Origin of the sequence: Rhodospirillum rubrum ATCC 11170 (assembly GCF_000013085.1) — a bacterium.
Lineage (GTDB): Bacteria > Pseudomonadota > Alphaproteobacteria > Rhodospirillales > Rhodospirillaceae > Rhodospirillum > Rhodospirillum rubrum.
This window is the reverse complement of the sequence record NC_007641.1, coordinates 16,237-32,411: the sequence shown is the minus strand read 5'-3', so window position 1 is coordinate 32,411 and position 16,175 is coordinate 16,237. Positions and strand designations below refer to the sequence as shown.

At 61.1% G+C, this 16,175-nt stretch carries 14 protein-coding genes and 1 pseudogene; 7 read left to right on the top strand and 8 right to left on the bottom strand.

What is annotated here, in order from left to right; genetic code table 11:
- The first annotated feature begins 33 nt into the window (after positions 1-33).
- The 4 genes from RRU_RS19760 to RRU_RS19745 all read left to right on the top strand — a co-directional run bounded on the left by RRU_RS19760 (position 34) and on the right by RRU_RS19745 (position 4,732).
- On the top strand, positions 34-336 hold the full coding sequence (locus RRU_RS19760) for a hypothetical protein (protein ID WP_011387743.1): 303 nt from the start codon (positions 34-36) through the stop codon (positions 334-336).
- Between the two features lie 82 nt (positions 337-418).
- Complete coding sequence (locus RRU_RS19755) at positions 419-1,951, top strand: methyltransferase regulatory domain-containing protein (protein ID WP_011387742.1); 1,533 nt, start codon at positions 419-421, stop codon at positions 1,949-1,951.
- A gap of 83 nt (positions 1,952-2,034) precedes the next feature.
- Positions 2,035-3,423: a M10 family metallopeptidase C-terminal domain-containing protein gene (locus RRU_RS20165; protein ID WP_011387741.1), complete on the top strand. Its 1,389-nt coding sequence runs from the start codon at positions 2,035-2,037 to the stop codon at positions 3,421-3,423.
- A 322-nt stretch (positions 3,424-3,745) separates the two neighbouring features.
- Entirely contained in the window at positions 3,746-4,732 is a 987-nt protein-coding gene (locus tag RRU_RS19745; protein WP_011387740.1) for a replication protein RepA, read from the top strand.
- Between the two features lie 13 nt (positions 4,733-4,745).
- Here RRU_RS19745 and RRU_RS19740 read toward each other — a convergent pair whose 3' ends face one another.
- The 3 genes from RRU_RS19740 to RRU_RS19730 form a co-directional block, all read right to left on the bottom strand.
- On the bottom strand, positions 4,746-6,164 hold the full coding sequence (locus RRU_RS19740; protein ID WP_011387739.1) for an ABC transporter ATP-binding protein: 1,419 nt from the start codon (positions 6,162-6,164) through the stop codon (positions 4,746-4,748).
- Positions 6,154-6,978, bottom strand: coding sequence for an ABC transporter permease (locus RRU_RS19735; RefSeq protein WP_200290406.1), 825 nt, complete (start codon positions 6,976-6,978; stop codon positions 6,154-6,156). The genes RRU_RS19740 and RRU_RS19735 overlap by 11 nt, the downstream gene beginning before the upstream one ends.
- A gap of 178 nt (positions 6,979-7,156) precedes the next feature.
- Complete coding sequence (locus RRU_RS19730; RefSeq protein ID WP_011387737.1) at positions 7,157-7,951, bottom strand: SapC family protein; 795 nt, start codon at positions 7,949-7,951, stop codon at positions 7,157-7,159.
- 338 nt (positions 7,952-8,289) lie between these two features.
- Between RRU_RS19730 and RRU_RS19725 the strand changes: the two genes are divergently transcribed.
- Together RRU_RS19725 and RRU_RS19720 are read left to right on the top strand one after the other, a co-directional pair.
- Positions 8,290-8,541 carry a hypothetical protein gene (locus tag RRU_RS19725; protein WP_011387736.1) on the top strand — a complete coding sequence of 84 codons (252 nt, stop codon included), beginning with the start codon at positions 8,290-8,292 and terminating at the stop codon, positions 8,539-8,541.
- Between the two features lie 136 nt (positions 8,542-8,677).
- On the top strand, positions 8,678-9,610 hold the full coding sequence (locus tag RRU_RS19720; RefSeq protein ID WP_011387735.1) for a replication initiator protein A: 933 nt from the start codon (positions 8,678-8,680) through the stop codon (positions 9,608-9,610).
- A gap of 416 nt (positions 9,611-10,026) precedes the next feature.
- Here the strand turns inward: RRU_RS19720 and RRU_RS19715 are convergent, their stop codons facing one another.
- A complete protein-coding gene (locus tag RRU_RS19715; protein ID WP_011387734.1) occupies positions 10,027-10,512 on the bottom strand; it encodes a DUF4158 domain-containing protein in 486 nt (161 codons plus the stop codon).
- Between the two features lie 182 nt (positions 10,513-10,694).
- On the opposite strand from RRU_RS19715, the pseudogene RRU_RS19710 reads away from it, so the two are divergent.
- Positions 10,695-11,334 (top strand): annotated as a pseudogene (locus RRU_RS19710) (recombinase family protein).
- Between the two features lie 612 nt (positions 11,335-11,946).
- Here RRU_RS19710 and RRU_RS19705 read toward each other — a convergent pair.
- The 4 genes from RRU_RS19705 to RRU_RS19690 form a co-directional block, all read right to left on the bottom strand.
- Positions 11,947-13,494, bottom strand: coding sequence for an MFS transporter (locus tag RRU_RS19705; RefSeq protein ID WP_011387731.1), 1,548 nt, complete (start codon positions 13,492-13,494; stop codon positions 11,947-11,949).
- A complete protein-coding gene (locus RRU_RS19700) occupies positions 13,494-14,183 on the bottom strand; it encodes an O-methyltransferase (protein ID WP_011387730.1) in 690 nt (229 codons plus the stop codon). The genes RRU_RS19705 and RRU_RS19700 overlap by 1 nt, the downstream gene beginning before the upstream one ends.
- Positions 14,184-14,300: 117 nt before the next feature.
- Positions 14,301-14,978 carry a YczE/YyaS/YitT family protein gene (locus RRU_RS19695; RefSeq protein WP_011387729.1) on the bottom strand — a complete coding sequence of 226 codons (678 nt, stop codon included), beginning with the start codon at positions 14,976-14,978 and terminating at the stop codon, positions 14,301-14,303.
- An 87-nt stretch (positions 14,979-15,065) separates the two neighbouring features.
- Positions 15,066-15,971, bottom strand: a complete 906-nt coding sequence (locus RRU_RS19690; RefSeq protein ID WP_011387728.1) for a LysR family transcriptional regulator — start codon at positions 15,969-15,971, stop codon at positions 15,066-15,068.
- Positions 15,972-16,175: the final 204 nt, after the last annotated feature.

Below are 16,175 nucleotides of genomic sequence, written 5' to 3'. Positions count from 1 at the left end.
CTTCCTCCCCTCGTTCTTCCTGGAGACCGTACCATGCGCCTGTGTCTTGCGGCTTTTCTCCTGGCCGTCCCGGTCCTGCCGGCCGCGGCCGCCGAATGCTCCTTTCCCGATCGGCCGCCGGCGGCGGCGATGGCTGGGCAAACCCGTTTCGTCAATGACTGCGGCCAGCCTTACGAGATCGGCTATTGGCTGGAGGGGACCACCCTGTCGTTTCCCGGCGGCGGCAGCCATAGCATCAGCGACGCCAGCCCCGAGGCGGCCGAGCGGCTGCTGCGCGAGGCCTATGGGCTGATCGGCGAACCCGACCATCTCATTCGGACGAAGTGGCCAAGCTGAGCCATCGCCCGCCTTTTATCGATCGCCCCCGCCACTCCTCCCCCTTATGATCTTTGCACCTTAAGGTGGAGGATAGGGGCGGATGAGCGACTGGACGGACGGATATGTTGCGGAAATCGACTATACCCATGGCTTCTATCGCGAGCTGACACCGGCGCATCTGCGCTTTTGTCTGCTCAGCCGGGGCTTGCGGGCGCCCGAGGAGGACGCCGGGGTTTCCTATTGCGAACTGGGCTTTGGTCAGGGGGTGACCCTGAACATCGTGGCGGCGACCCATCCTCTGGCCAGCGTCTGGGGAACCGACTTCAACCCCAGCCACGCCGCCGCCGCCCGCCAGCTTTCCCTGGACGGGGGAACCGCCAACACCGCCTTTGGCGATGACAGCTTCGAAGAGTTCCTGGCGCGCGAGGACCTGCCGACCTTCGATTTCATCGTTCTCCACGGCATCTATTCCTGGATCAGCGCCGAGAACCGCGCGGTGATCGGCCGCTTCCTCCGCCGCCGGTTGAAGGTGGGGGGCGTGGTTTACATCAGCTACAACACCCTGCCCGGCTGGGCGGCGATCATGCCGTTGCGCGCCCTGATGATCGACCATGCCAAAGCCGAGCGCGCCGGCATGACCGAGCGGGTGGACAAGGCCTTGGCCTTCGCCCGCACCCTGGCCGAGGGCAAGGCCGGCTATTTCACCGCCAATCCCGCCGTGGCGCCCCGGCTGGAGAAGATGGCGACGATGTCGCGCAACTATCTGGCCCATGAGTATTTCAATCGCGACTGGACACCGCTTTATCACGCCGATGTGGTGCGTGAGCTGACGGCGGCCAAGCTGAGCTTCGCCGCCTCGGCCCATGTCACCGATCTGATCGATGTCGTCGCCCTCTCCGCTCCGGGCCGCGAGATGCTGGCCGCTGTCAACGATCCGCTGTTTCGCGAAACCTTGCGCGATTACATCGTCAACCAGCAGTTCCGCCGCGATATCTTCACCCGTGGCGCCCTGCGCCTGACGCCGTTGGAGCAGATCGAAGGCCTGCGCGCCCAGCGTTTGGCCCTGATCGTGCCGCGCGCGACCATCCCCGAGAAGGCCACCTTCCCCATCGGGACGACCGACCTCAAGCCCGAGATCTACGGGCCGTTCTTCGATCGCCTGGACAAGGGGCCGATCACCCTGGCCGATCTGGCCGCCGCCGAGCCGGCCCTCGCCCCTCTGCCGCTGGCCACCTTGCATCAGGCGGCCCTGGTGGCGATCTCCCAGGGCTGGGTGGCCCCTTGCCCGGAGGCCGCCGGCGAGGGCGCTAGGCGCAAGGCGACCAAACGCTTCAACGCCGCCGTTCTCGAGCGGGCGCGGCGATCGGCCGATTTGACCGTTCTCGCCTCACCGGTTCTGGGCGGCGGCCTGGGGGTAGATCGCATCCAGCAGTTGTTCTTGCTGGCCCGGGCGGAAAAGCACCCCGACCCGGCGAGCTTCGTTTGGGGCATCTTGTCGAGTCAGGGCCAGCGGCTGGTCAAGGAGGGCAAGCCCCTGGAGGACGTCGACCAGAACATGGCCGAGCTCCGCCTGCGCGCTCAGACCTTCACCGACAGCTTTTTGCCGCTCTACGACCGCCTGGGCATCGTCTGACATTGCGGTCGGCCGGTCACTCAATGGTAAGAAAGATCCGGTAAATCTGTGCGGTTGTTCATCACGATATCGGGATAGTCGCCATGGCTAGTAATGTCGGTAGTTTTTTCAACGAAGAGTTTTATCTGCGCGTTTACAGCGATGTTGCCGAGGCTGTCAAACAAGGCGCCATCTCTTCAGGGTATGAGCATTTCCTGCGCTACGGCATGGCCGAAGGGCGCAATCCCAACCGGTTTTTCGATACGGCTTACTATCTCAACCAAAACCCCGATGTGGCCTCGGTGGTAAAGACGGGATCCATCACCGCCTATAGCCATTTCGTCGACAATGGCAATGTCGAGCTGCGTAGTCCCACGGCGTTCTTCGACGTCGATTGGTATCTGACCAATAACAACGATGTGGCGGTGAAGGTTTATCGCGGCGAGTTGACCGCCTATGGCCATTTCTTTGCCAATGGCGCCGATGAGCTGCGGCAGGCGACGCCGTTCTTTTCCCCCCTCGACTATATGGCGGCCAATCCCGATGTGACCTCGTCGCCGCTGCGCCATTTCGCCGAATTCGGCATCGCCGAAAACCGCGATCTGGGCAATGGCCTCAAGATGACCTACTTCGCTCAGGATACGATTTTCACCGACGCGCTGTTCACCGGAAATTTCGCCGCCGCCTTCGCTCGCGTCGCGCAAATCGCCCCCTTCCTCCCCTCCTTCGAGAAGCCGGCGACCTATCTCTATTCCTCCGATCTGGAAGCTCCGACGGATTTCGTCTCCAGTAGCGTTTTCCTGGCCGTTCCAACCGGTCTCTCTGGGGTAACCGCACCGGCGACCTCGTCTTCCTTCTCCCAATTGACCATCGGCCAAGCCAGCGACGGAACCCTCACCCTGAGCGGAACTGGAGCCAAGGCGGGGGTCACCATCGACCTCGCCAACAACCAAATCCTCGATGGCGGCAAGACCTTGCTCCTGCGCACCGACAGCGTTCACTCCACCGTCGATGCCAGCGGGGTCAAAATCGCCAGTGTCACCCTGACCGGAACATCACGGGTGGAAACCCTGACCGGCAGCGCCCAGGCCGACACCCTGTCGGGCGGCGCCGGAATGGATACCCTGACCGGCGGAGCGGGGGCCGATACCTTCATTCTCGCCTCAAGCTCGGCCAATGACGCCGACACCATCACCGATTTCGTCTCGGGTACCGACAAGATCCAGCTTAGCGACGCCGTCTATTCCCTGACGGGCAGCCGCGGCGCCGCCCTGGCCGCCACCGATTATCATGAGGTCGCCACGGTGACCGCCTTGACGGGGGGAACCCTGGCCCTGGCGACGAATGCTGAGAAAATCATCGTCGTGGCCGACAGTGGCGAGATCTATTTCAACGACGATGGCGCGACCGCTGGCGGTCTGACCCTGATCGGGGTTCTCAAGAACGCCGGAGCCGCCGTCGATCCGGCGATCGGAGACTTCGTCCTCGGCTAGAACGTCGCCCGACTCGGAGTCGCGGGGGGACTCCGAGTCGGGAAAAGTTATCCACAGAATTGAGAGTTATCCCCTTGGACTCTACTCACACCCTTTTTTTTGGGGAAAGTTATCCACAGCTTGACACGAGTCGGATTTGGACTCTACGCACAGCCAAATTGGACTCTACTCACGCGACTCGGGGTTATCCACTGGACCCTACGCACACAACCAAATAAGAAGACTCAAATAACTAACAAATAGCTTGTGTGAGTAGAGTCCAACTGGCTTTCAGATTTCCGAACCGGCATGCTGCTGCCAGCTTTGATGGTAGGAAATCCCCATGGCAGAAATCCATGATCTGATCATCCGGGACGGCCGCAATGCCATTCAAGCAACGGTAACCAGCACTCTCACGCGTCAAGAACTCGATATCGCCGCCGAGGTCTTGGGCGATGAGGAAACCAATCTTGGGATTACCCATGCGGGCTTCGCCCTGACATGCCTTCCCCATAAAAAAACCGATGCGGAAGTTTGGCGGCGGGAAAACGGCCGGGTGACGCTCCTGGTCAAACCCGGCTTCGATCGCATGGGCAGTCCAGTTGGGCTTCCCTATGGCTCGCGCGCCCGCATGATCTTGCTTTACCTGCAAACGGAAGCGATCAAGACCAACTCCCCGGAAGTGGAACTTGGCAGTTCCATGGCGGCCTGGATGACGCGAATGGGGGTGAGCGTCGGTGGAAAAAGCTATCGCTTGATCGATGAGCAAGCCACCAGGCTTTCCCTGTGCTCCCTGACCTTCTTTTGGGACGAAAAAAGGGGAGAAGCCTTCAGGAACAGTACTTTCGTTGAAGGCGGCCTGTGCTTGACGGAACTTGGCGAAAACGGTCGTCAAAAGCGGCTATGGACCGAGACCGCCCGTCTTTCCGATGACTTCTTCCGCAGCCTGCAAAACCACGCGGTTCCCGTTCTCGAAGCCGCGGTTCGCGCCCTGGCCAATCGCTCCCTGGCGCTTGATATCTATGTCTGGCTGGCTTACCGGCTTCATGTGCTGAACAAAGCGGTTCCGGTCAGTTGGCCCGCCCTCCGCGGGCAGTTCGGCGCCGGCTTCGATGACAAGGCGCCGATGAGCCAATTCCGGCGCACCTTTCTAGAAAGCCTCCGCTTGGCTCTTGCCGCTTATCCGGAAGCCAAGGTCAGCGTGGACGGGGCCACGGGGATCACTCTTCATCCTAGCCGCCCCCCGATTTCCCCGCGTTTGGGACAAGGCGCCTCCCATCAGGGTGTGAGTAGAGTCCAATCGGCCTTTCCGTTTCCCGCCGGGGTGTGAGTAGAGTCCAATGTCAGTCGACGATCCCGACCTTGTCCATGGACGAAGACGGGGAAGCAACCGGGTCGTGGCATTCAAACCGAACCTCGAACATGGGAATGCCGACCAGCCCCGCCGTCGCATGCGAGACGTGGGATTTGACCATCACCGCGTCATGAAGCCAATGATGCTGGACGTGATCGGTCTGGGTGCCATCGGCGACGGCAACGGCGATCGAATAGGTTCCAGGGGGTAGGATCGGCATGGGAAAGCGGAAGTTTGCTTCCAGGATTTGACCAGGCAGCGCCGGTTTCGATAATTTCTTCTCGTTCATGAAGGTGTTATCGCCAAACAGCGTTTGGCCCAGACGGTCCTTCACGAAAAAGCCGATGATCGGACTGCGCAACTCATCGCGAACACGGACCGTCACCCGCAAACGCGTTGGCTCGCCCCCGACGATCCAGGCATAGGGGTGGCCATCGTCATCGGTCAGGCGGACATCCTCGATCTCCGCGCCACCGGCGCCGAAATCGGTGCCCGAGGGATCGAAGGTGAAAACCTCGATGTCATTGCGCAGCGAAGAGTGGTTGATCCATTCGCGCCGACCATCCACCCAATCCTCGGCCCGGACCTTAGGCCGCGGTCCTTCGGGGGCGGGAGATGGCGTAATCGCCTCCACGGTTTTCTCGGGGGGCGTCTCCACCGTTCCCCCGAAAAGATGACCGTAATAGGCCTCGCAAACGGTTTTGGCATCGCCTTCGATGATCATCTTGCCGCGATCAAGCCAAACAGCCCGGTCGCAGAGCCCGATCACGGCCGCCGTGTCATGGCTGACGAAGAGAATGGTTCCCGTCTCGCGAAAGCGGCGGAGGAAGCGCATGCACTTTTGCCCAAAGGCGGCGTCTCCCACGGCCAGGGCCTCGTCGATGATCAGAATCTCCGCATCGACATGAGCCATCACCGCAAAGGCCAAACGGACGAACATGCCGCTTGAATAGGTCTTCACCGGGTGATCGATGAAATCGCCGATCTCGGCAAAGGCCAGAATATCATCCATGCGCTCATCGACCGCCGCCGTGGTCAGACCCAGCAGCGTGGCGTTCATATAGACGTTTTCACGGCCGGTGAAATCCGGATTGAACCCTGCTCCCAGTTCAAGCAAAGCAGCCACTCGGCCCGAACAGGAGACCTTGCCTGCCGTGGGATGAAGGATGCCGCAGATCATCTGCAGCAGGGTTGATTTCCCCGATCCGTTGCGACCGATGATGCCAACGGCCTGACCTTTTTGGACCGTGAAAGAGACATCGTCGAGCGCCTGGAACTCGCGATAAAACTTGCGCTTACCGGGCAGGATGAGCTGCAGGATGCGGTCACGGGGACGCTCGTAAATACGGAAGACCTTCTTTAAGCCCTCAACGGTGATCGCGGCTCCGGAAGTGGGGTCAGAGGACATCGGCAAAGCCCTTGCGCATCGCTGAAAACGCCCAGTATCCGACCAGCGCGACACCGATGGCGATCGCGGTGTATAGGCCCAGGCCCTGCCAATCAGGGGACAAACCATAAAAAACCACGGCCCGCGATTGTTCGATAACGAAAGTCAGCGGATTTAAATGAAACAGGGGAAGCAGCTCCGCTGGGATCATCGAAGCCGGATAGAGAACGGGAGAAAGGAACATGAGGACGGTTGAGCCAAGTCCCATTAATTGGGCAACATCCCGGTAATAAACTCCCGCTGCGGCAACGAACCAGCAGAATCCCGTCGTCATGACGACGAAAGGCAACAAAATCAGGGGAAGCCACAGAATCCCTGGATGAAGGGTATGTTTAACAGCAAAGAAAAACAAAAGAAAAACAGTGAAGCTGATAAAAAAGTGAAATAGCGCCGATAAAACTGTCATCAAAGGAAGTATATCAAGAGGAAATACAACCCTTTTTACGAAATTCGTATTACTAATAATGATACTTGATGATCTAATGAGGCTCTCTGTTAAAAGAGAATGGGCCATTAATCCTATAAAAAGAAGCAAAGCGAAATCTAGTGTGTCTGGTGCTCCCCCATTAATCCCGCGCTCACTCCAGCGAGCCTGAAATATTCCACCAAAAACGAACGTGTAAATACTGAGCATTAATAAAGGGACCAGGAAAGCCCAGAATAACCCCATGGCTGATCCTCGGTAACGACCGAGAATGTCGCGTTTGATAAGCATGAAGGCGAGATCGAACCGCTGGGCCGCACCGGGTCCGGAGGGGGAGGGCTGAAGTGTCATGAAGCATGCATCCGTGTGATAGCCATCAGCCGCCCTAAGATCGAGCCGATCAGCAGCCCGGCATATGGGGCATTCCTGATCATTTCCCCTGGGCGGGGCCGATCAGGCATCAGGGGATCGGGCCGCTGTCCTTGTACCCATCCGGGGTCAAGAAGGGAAATCTCTTTGGGCCCAAGCCCTAGAATTGAAGAATGCTCTCGTCGCCGAAATCCAGCATATCATCGAGCTTTGGGCGGGCGGTCAACTGTTGGGCCAATTGGGCCTGAAGACCTGACAATTGACCCAGAAGGTCGGTGCGGTTTAGCGACAAAAGATGACCATAGACCAAAGGAAGAACGCCCGCCCGTCGCAATGCCAACCAAGTTTCATCATCGAGTTGATTTAACTTGGTTTCGTCGATGACATGAAAGCCTTCTATCGCCTTGGTTTGTTTTTGAATGACGACCTGAAGGCTCCAGGGAGTGAACAACTGAGCCTTCTCCAGAACGTCCACGCCTTTTTGTGTGGCTTCGCGATTACGCTCTGTCGCGGTCAGGAAGTCGATAATGCGCCGGGAAAAATCCGAGAGTTGTCCATCTTCGGAAAACAGCGGCTGCCCCTCGCTTTCCGACAACAATCCACAGTCTTCATCAAGGCAGGGAAGTCTTGTGTCGGCGTCTTCCTGGGAGCGGGCGAGCACAAAGGGATAAGCTCGCAGGGCGGCTGGAATATAATCTCCGAGCCAACGACCATCGGGGCTGACCAGCAGGTTCTGTCCGGGAGTTACCGATAGCAGTCCCACCATCTGGCAGGACGTTCCCCCAGCGTGAGCGGAGCGAAGGAAGGCGATCGGAAAGGCGTGGATAGCCTTGTGAATCTCGGCGCCAACCAAACCGATCACGGCTTCCTGAGCCGCAAAGCGATAATCCGAAACGGGCTTCAGGCGCAACTTCCCATGACGTGCAACGCTCAAGGGATGAATGGTCTTGAACATGCCTTCTTATGATCCTTTCAAAGGTTCGGCCGCACCGTAGCCTAAGGAAACCGGGGGTTCAATCGCTTCTCGGCCACCCTCTCTTATTGGAGAGGATCGGGTCTGCAGTCCAGGTTTCCGGGACGATATAATGCCGCTAAGCCGTCATTCACTCCCCCATTTGCCCGTGGCAAACAGGTCCAGGATGGACGCTCCTGTTAAGAGCGTCTATAGGGGGATCCCAAGGGGAAGAGAGGCAAAGAGGTTGTCCGTAGGCCGTTGCTTGCGGACTCCTGGTCTTCTTCCACTCCTTTCCGGAAAGAAAGGAGATTCCAAATCGTAAGAAAAGGGTTGAGCGGATGACAGAGACGATTGTCAGTGATCCTAAAATGGCTGCGCATCTTCACGACAGGATTTTTATGCCTGTTCTTCTTGAGGCGACACGCAAGGCCTTGGATGTAGAAAAGGCACAGATGATCGATACCATCAACGCCTTGGCCAATGCCTATACCGATATCCTGGCGGGAATGGTCGGACCAGAGCACGTGGCTGGTCTGATGCGCGAACACGCCGCTCATCTGGAAAAAGAGCAGCTAAAAAGCAAAAACTAAGCCTATCGAGGATGCGGGACGCTCACGTCCCGCCCTCACTTTACTTAAAAGCCGGTCTGCAGGATTCTTAATTGGCGTCTCTCGAACTGGGAGGCACCTGAAAATCGTCAAGCGTTCTGACAAAGGCAGACCCAGGATGCCCCTTCCTCCCTCGGATGATCCCGATCCCTTTGCCCGCCATAAGGCGGCCCTCAAGGCACGATCTCTGCGCAGCGCTCCGGCGGACGCCCAGGGCGATCTGTTCGTCCCGGCGCTGGTCGATATCGGCGCACGCGACGGCCGCTCAATCATGGACGTGGCGGTGTTCCGCCTGTCGAAGAAGGACCGCCGCGCCGGCGACGTGATCCGCTATGAACTGCCCGACGGCTATGTCCAGGTATCGGCGGGCCCGGCTGGTATGGCCTCCGTGTGGGATTATGACCTCGTCCTCATGGCCATATCCCATATCACCGAGGCGGCGAACCGCTGGCGGGCGGGGAAGGGCGAGAAGCCGGGGCGGTTGTTCCGGCCCCATATCTCCGAGGTGCTGAAGTTCTGCCGGCGGGACCTAGGGGGCAAGCAAAAGTCCAATCTGGTTGAGACTTGCTTGAGGTTGAGTACCACCCACGTTGCAATGCGGCGATCCCGAACGACCGAGAGCGGGAAGGTGGTTACGGTGTCGGAGGGGGAATCCCTCATCAGTTGGTACAAGGTGGTCGAGAGCGGGAATGGAAACCCCGAGTACCTTGAAATCGAAATCGCAAAATGGATGTATAAGGAGGTCATCGACGGGAAGAACCCAGACGTTCTGACCGTTCACCCGGACTATTTTCTGATAGACCTCGGCATAGGTCGCTTTATTTACCGCCTCGCGCGCCGGGCGGCCGGGAAAGGCGAGGCGCGATGGGCGTTCCAAACGCTGTTCGAGCGGAGCGGCAGCGCGGGATCATCCCGGGAATTTGCCCGGCTGTTGCGCAAGGTGATCGCAGCCAATGACCTGCCTGAATATGCGCTATCCGAGGAGACGGGGCAGAGCGGGGCCATTCTTGTCATGCGCAATCGGGCGGGCCTTCCTCCCCCCTGTGTGTAAAGTACGACCTTAGAGGCGACGAGCCCCCTATAGGGGCGGCTGGGCACCGCTTCGAACGGTCAGGCTGTGGGCAAGTCGTACTTTACACACAGAACCTCGTACTTTGCACACGGCAGATCGTACTTTACACACACGACTCCGTACTTTACACACAGGTCGATCTCGCAACGCCTTGAAACGAAAGGAGAAATCGGAACTTTTTCACCCTAAATCTTTAAATCTAGATTCTAAAACTCTAAAACCGCTTTTGCCTGTGGATAATTTTCCAAAGAAAGAAATCAAAAAAGATGGGGCTTTACCGAAGCCGCAGGAGCCTTCTTGCTGACGGGTCCGAGGTGGCGGTGCGAGCTGCGTGTTGGTCCGGCCGGCTTTGCTGAGGTGATGGGGTCATCGCAGAATTTTCCCAAAATCCTACGCTAAGGAACACGACGTAAGCTGACGCCCCTTCTGCCACCCTGAGAGCCCATCAGGCGGCGTCGAGGATGGATGCGTTTGGATGCGGCCTCGTCCCGGGCGCGGGCCGCTGCGACACTGGCCCGCACGGCGGTGCGCCGGATCGTTGGGCCATCGTTGGAGACGCCGACGAAGCCCCGCACCGCCGCCGTGAGGCGGACGCGGTAGGTGGAACTGTCGTAATCGGGCAGCGTGTCGAGCACCTCGCAAAGATCGGCGACGGTGGCCAGATGGTCGCGGATTGCGGGCGGCACCTGCCCCAGAGCGACGAAGTAGCCCAGGTGCTGATAGGTTTTGAGCAGAACGAGCAAGGCAAGCCGCGGGCCCGCCCGCCGGGTGCGGCCACCGACGAAGGCCATCTCTGCCGCTGTCGGCGTGAAGCCGGCCAGTTCCGCCATGCCGGGCGATGCCGTCAGGCGCGGATAGGCGGTGTCCTGGATCAGGGGCATCGCGGGAAATCCAAGGTCGCGGGTCCAGAGGTGTCATCGGCTGACCCGGCCTGTCACTTATCGCATTCACGGACCGTTTGCATGTCATAGTCTGCGAGACGGGTTGCGTGACCATTCGGCGCCGGCCGACGCCGCCAGTTTCCGGTGTCACGCAATCGGCCGTTGGTGTGACGGGAGGGATCATGCTGCTGGGCTACATGCGGGTCTCGAAGGCGGACGGGTCGCAGCTCCTCGATCTGCAGCGCGACGCCTTGCTCGGCGCCGGCCTCGATCCTCGACACCTCTACGAGGACCTGGGCTCGGGCCGTCGCGACGATCGGCCGGGACTGGTGACGTGCCTCAAGGCGTTGCGCTCTGGCGAGACCCTGGTGGTGTGGAAGCTCGACCGACTGGGCCGCGACCTGCGCCATCTAATCAACACGGTGCACGATTTGACGGGGCGCGGGGTTGGACTGTCGGTGCTGACCGGCCACGGTGGCGCCATCGACACGACGACGGCGTCGGGCAAGCTGGTGTTCGGCATCTTCGCGGCCTTGGCCGAGTTCGAACGCGAACTGATTGCTGAGCGGACCAGGGCTTGCTGAGCGGACCAGGGCTGGCCTCGCCGCCGCCCGTGCCCGCGGCCGGGTGGGTGGGCGGCCATTCAAGATGACCGCGGCAAAGGTGCGTCTCGCCATGGCGGCCATGGGCAAGCCGGAAACGAAGGTGAACGAGTTGTGCCGGGAATTGGGCATCACCCGGCAGACACTTTATCGGCATGTCGGACCCGACGGCGCCTTGCGAAAGGATGGTCGCAAGCTGCTCGAACGGCGGAACGGATGATGGAACGGCCTTGAATGCCCGCGTTTTAGCTTCCGCTGGCCACCCAAAAGGCCACCGAGTGGACAGCCCACCCCCTGTGTGAACTTTACGCAGCTTTGGTTACCGTCCCCCAACCTGCAATTATCAGCCTCTGGCCCCGACTTCGTGAGACAGGCAATTCTATCGCCGCATCAGCACCTTGGCCGGGATCACGGCGATGAGCGAAAAGATGGAGCATAGTGAAGAATCCTGACGCTGATTTCAGGACGAGTTTCCGGCCACACATTGGCCACTCCAAAGCCTTGGAAACAAACAGTCAAGAAAACGGTCGTTTTCCGAACGAACCGCGTCTCACATAATCCGGGCCAAGCCCGATGATTGCGGGTTCGTCTCACACAATGTGGGTTCAATCTCAGGCAATTCGGGTTTCCATAGCCCGATAGTCTCACCGAATGTAGATAGATTTTGACCGATGAAATCAGGTCCGGTCGCCGATGAGTGCGGGCCGTTACAGGTAGGGGGCGCAGGACACGGAAGTGCGTTCTACGCACGCCAGCCCAGAACGGAATGGAAACTATGCGGCGAGCAGAGAAGGCGCGCGGCGGAGGGGCCTGATTTGGCCGAGGTGAATTATCACTTTTCGGCCGATCCTGCGGAGGCCGGATACCAAAGCACCGCCAACACAGCAGCGACCGCCAGAACCAGCATCACCGTGAGCAGCGATTGTGCCATTGCGCCGGAGAAGGCTTGACGTACGACCTGTACCGTCTGATTGGCCGCCGTTCCTGGCAGGGATTCTGCATAGGCCAGTGCGGCGCCGACCGACCGTTGCACAGCGCCATGAGCCTGCGCCAGGGTGTCGGGCAAACGCGACGGGAAGCTGCTCCCCAGCAGGCTGCCAAACAGAGCAACGCCCAAAGCGCCGCCGATTTCACGCGTGAAGCTGTTGATGCCGGAGCCGACACCTGCCTGATGCGGCGGCAGCGCACCGATGATCGCGGTCGACAGGACAGGATTGGACAGCGCCGAGCCGATGCCGATAACGCCGATGCTCGCGGCATAGAACCAGTAGGACGTATCCGCGCCGCAAAGCCGCAGAAGGCCCAGCCCGACGATGAGCATTGCCAGGCCGACGGCGACCACCGGCCGCGCACCGAAGCGACGGGCGAGCTGGACGCTGCGCGGTGACAGCCAGAACAGGACGACCACCAGCGGCAGGGTGCATATGCCGGCCAGAGCCGGCGGATAGCCCTTCACGCTCATCAGGTATTGGCCGTTCAGATAGAACAGCGAATACATGGCGATGAAGGATGCGGTGATGCCGAGCATGCCGGCGCAGAGGCCGCGGGCACGGAAGATGCGCGGATCGACGAGGGGGTGCTTCCGCCTCGCCGCGGTGGTGAGGAATACTGCGAGGAGCGCCGCCGCGGCGCATAAGGCGCCGATCACCTCCGTCGAGGCCCAGCCCAGCTCCTGGCCTTCGATCAGTCCCGTCAACAGGGCGAATATGCTCAGCATGAGAATGCCGGCGCCGACGAGGTCGAGCGGATGCTCGTGTCCCGCTTGCCGTGGCGCCAGCCACGCCGTCAGCGCGAGGCCTGCAAGGGCCAACGGCACCGCAACGGTGAAGATCGCCTGCCATTCGGCGAACTGCAGCACAAGCCCGCCGAGGATATTCCCGAGCGCGCCGCCCAGGCCGGTCATGCCGGTCCATACAGCGATGGCATGGGATTTCTGGTCGGCCGGATAGACCTGGACGACCAGCGCGAGGCTGTTCGGCAGGATCAGTGCCGCGCCCGCGCCGGCGACTGCTCGGCCGGCCAGCAGCACGGGCACGGTGGCCGCAACGGCGGACAGCAGGGAGCCAACAGCCAGGAACGTGAGACCCGCCAGCATGGCCTGCTTGCGGCCATAGCGATCCCCGATGGCCCCGGCCGGAATCAGCAGGCAACCGAAGACCACGAGATATGTGTCGACGATCCACAGCACCGCCGTGGCGGAAGGATGGAGCGGGCTGGTGGCGATACGCCCGACCGCTAGGTTCAGGCTGGCGCCCAGGCCAAAGACCAGAGCGGCGCAGCCGACCATGACCGCGAGGATCGCTTGGCGACGGGCGGGGGTGTCGGGCGAGGCGAACGGCGCATCCGCCGCTGGAATCCGGGGAGTGGATACGCCCGACATCACGGACGCCCCGCGAAGCAGGACTGCTCGAAGCCCTGATAGTCCGTGAAGGTCACGGAGCTGTAGCCGTTGGCCTGATCGCGGACATAGGCGAGATAGGCCTTGGCGCCGCTACCCGCGCCGAACTTGCCGACATCGTCGGCCTGGATGAGGGCGCCGGGGCGGAGATTGCGCTCGACCGCCTGCAGGACGTCGAGATAATGGTCCGTCCAGCCGTCGAGATAGAGCAGGTCGACATCGGGGACGGTGCCGAGCGTCTCGCTCGCATCGCCTTCCAGAACCTCGACCCAGTCGGCGAGTCCGGCCTCGGCCAGATTGGTGCGGGCGGCCTGGACCTTTGCCGGGTGCATCTCCGATCCATAGAGATGGCCTTCGCCATTGTCGCGGAGCGCGGCCGCGATGTGGAGCGTCGAGAAGCCGTGGGCCGTGCCAAACTCCAGCACGACTTTCGGCCGGATGGCCCGCACCAGCGCGTACAGGGTGCGCCCGATCTCGGGCGGGCAGGCGAAGGAGCCGGCGGCGCACGCCGCGACGATTTCGCGATGCGTGAAAGGCGTCGTGCGCCGCGCCATGTCGGCCCGCACCACGGCTTCACCGACCGGATTGATCTCGGCCTGCAAGGCCCAGACCCGCTCGATGACGGCGCTGACCTTGGGATCGAGCAGGGAGTTGCGAACTGCGGATGTCATGATGATTTCCTCATGGAGGTTGCTGAAGAGATGCCAGCCAAAATGGCTGATCTCCAGTGCAATCGGACTATTGATAGAGTGCAGGGAATGCACTGATCGGGAGCGGTGGCGCGACCGTCAGATCGCCAACGATTCCTGCAGCGCCTCACGCGGCGGTAGGCCGAAATTCCTGAGATGCAGGAGCCGGGCGTTGGCCCACATCATCGGCTGGATGAGGCCGTTGACGCCGAGGAGGAATGTGATTGTCCCGATCCCGACCGGGCCGCCCATCAGCCAGCCCGATGCCAGCAACAAGACCTCCAGCGCGCCCTTGGTGAACCAGAAGGGCAAGCCCCAGTGCCCGGTCATCTCGATGGCGAGCAGGTCCATGCCGCGGATGCCGAAGCCGCTCATGATGATCAGCGAGGAGCCATAGGCACAGAGCAGCGTGCCCAGCAGCATCGCCGGCATCGGCACCATGCCGAGAAGATCCGCAGGCTGGAGGAGCCGCAGCATATCGATCAGGCTGCCACAGAAGAAGAAGGTGAAGATCGGCGACAGCAGCGGGCGCTGATGCGTCCAGAGGGCGACGGCGCCCAGGCAGATCACCGCGACGAGGGTTTGCGCGATGCCGATAGTGAGCGGTACATGCCGCAGGAGCCCGAGCGAGAAAACGTCCAGGGGATCGGTGCCCAGCCTGGAGTAGATGAACAGATAGGCGCCGACAGCGAAGACCACGCAGCCGGCGAGATAGACGGCGAGCCGGCCGAATCCGGGCAGGCCGGCGGCCTGGGAGGGAAGAGGTGAGGAATGCATGATGGTCTCCTTTCGGCAGGGACCATCTCGCTTATGAAGAATGCATTCCAGTGCGTATTACCTAGGTTATCAGTGCATCGCATGCACTTATATGGCGGCGCAAGCGGCGCGCACGCAGGTCCTGAGCCAGCGATGGGCGGCATCCTTCTCGAAGCGCGGATGCCAAGCGGCTGAGATCGGGAGGGCGTCGGTTGTCACCGGCAGGTCGAAGGAATGGAGGCCTTGGCGATGCCACGCGGTCACGCGGGCCGGCACCAGGACGATGTAGTCGGACTGGGCGGCGATGGAGAACCCGTCGGCGACGCTCGCCACGGCGACGGGGACAGTTCGACGTTTCCCCCGCAACGCCAACGCCGCGTCCACCGGCCCCTCGAACCGGCCACGCCGTGAAACGGAAACGTGCGGATAGGCGACAAAAGCTTCGACGGAGACCGTCTCCCGCGCGAGCGGATGATCGGGACGCACCACGCCGATGAAGCGGTCGTGGAACAGTGCCTGCAGACGGATCTCGGGACCCATCGCATCGATCACGCCGATGTCGAGGTCGACGCGCCCGTCGCGCAATGATTCGACGTCCTCGTTGCCCTCGGGGGCAAACCGCAGCCGGACCTTCGGGGCCTGCTCGACCGCCATCCTGGTGATTGCCGCACCAAAGGTGCCGACGAACCCGTCGTTGGCCCGGATGGTGAAGCTGTGGTCGATCCGCGCCGGATCGAAGTCGCCGCCACCGCGCACCAGGGCTTCCGCTTCCTGGATGAGTTGTCGCAACTGTCCGCGCAGGGCCTCGGCGCGTGGCGTGGGCACCAAGCCGCGGCCGGCGCGGACGAGCACCGGATCGCCCATGAGATGGCGGATGCGGGCAAGCTGCCGGCTCATGGCCGGCGGGCTGAGGTTCATCCGGTCCGCCGCGCCGGCGACGCTGCCCTCGGACAGCAGGGCATCCAAAGTCACAAGCAGATTGAGATCGGGGAACTGCCTGGGCGGCGGTTTCATGGGCCAGTGCTCGCAAATAGTGCGTACGATGCACTGATATAGCCATTAGATTGCACTGCATGCAAGAAGTCTGGACTGTTACTTTTCCGTGAGGACGAACAACCGCTCGGGCTCCGCCGGGAGCAGGAAGAGCGGTACTCCAAACCTTGCTGGTCACCATGACGGTACCGCGGGCGATCTGCTGGGGCATGGTCGCGCTCTCGC

Excerpts from the sequence above, each read along its gene's own strand:
- RRU_RS19760 (WP_011387743.1), top strand. The coding sequence starts at position 34 with ATGCGCCTGTGTCTTGCGGCTTTTCTCCTGGCCGTCCCGGTCCTGCCG.
- RRU_RS19755 (WP_011387742.1), top strand. The coding sequence starts at position 419 with ATGAGCGACTGGACGGACGGATATGTTGCGGAAATCGACTATACCCAT.
- RRU_RS20165 (WP_011387741.1), top strand. The coding sequence starts at position 2,035 with ATGGCTAGTAATGTCGGTAGTTTTTTCAACGAAGAGTTTTATCTGCGC.
- RRU_RS19745 (WP_011387740.1), top strand. The coding sequence starts at position 3,746 with ATGGCAGAAATCCATGATCTGATCATCCGGGACGGCCGCAATGCCATT.
- RRU_RS19740 (WP_011387739.1), bottom strand. The coding sequence starts at position 6,164 with ATGTCCTCTGACCCCACTTCCGGAGCCGCGATCACCGTTGAGGGCTTA.
- RRU_RS19735 (WP_200290406.1), bottom strand. The coding sequence starts at position 6,978 with ATGACACTTCAGCCCTCCCCCTCCGGACCCGGTGCGGCCCAGCGGTTC.
- RRU_RS19730 (WP_011387737.1), bottom strand. The coding sequence starts at position 7,951 with ATGTTCAAGACCATTCATCCCTTGAGCGTTGCACGTCATGGGAAGTTG.
- RRU_RS19725 (WP_011387736.1), top strand. The coding sequence starts at position 8,290 with ATGACAGAGACGATTGTCAGTGATCCTAAAATGGCTGCGCATCTTCAC.
- RRU_RS19720 (WP_011387735.1), top strand. The coding sequence starts at position 8,678 with ATGCCCCTTCCTCCCTCGGATGATCCCGATCCCTTTGCCCGCCATAAG.
- RRU_RS19715 (WP_011387734.1), bottom strand. The coding sequence starts at position 10,512 with ATGCCCCTGATCCAGGACACCGCCTATCCGCGCCTGACGGCATCGCCC.
- RRU_RS19705 (WP_011387731.1), bottom strand. The coding sequence starts at position 13,494 with ATGTCGGGCGTATCCACTCCCCGGATTCCAGCGGCGGATGCGCCGTTC.
- RRU_RS19700 (WP_011387730.1), bottom strand. The coding sequence starts at position 14,183 with ATGACATCCGCAGTTCGCAACTCCCTGCTCGATCCCAAGGTCAGCGCC.
- RRU_RS19695 (WP_011387729.1), bottom strand. The coding sequence starts at position 14,978 with ATGCATTCCTCACCTCTTCCCTCCCAGGCCGCCGGCCTGCCCGGATTC.
- RRU_RS19690 (WP_011387728.1), bottom strand. The coding sequence starts at position 15,971 with ATGAAACCGCCGCCCAGGCAGTTCCCCGATCTCAATCTGCTTGTGACT.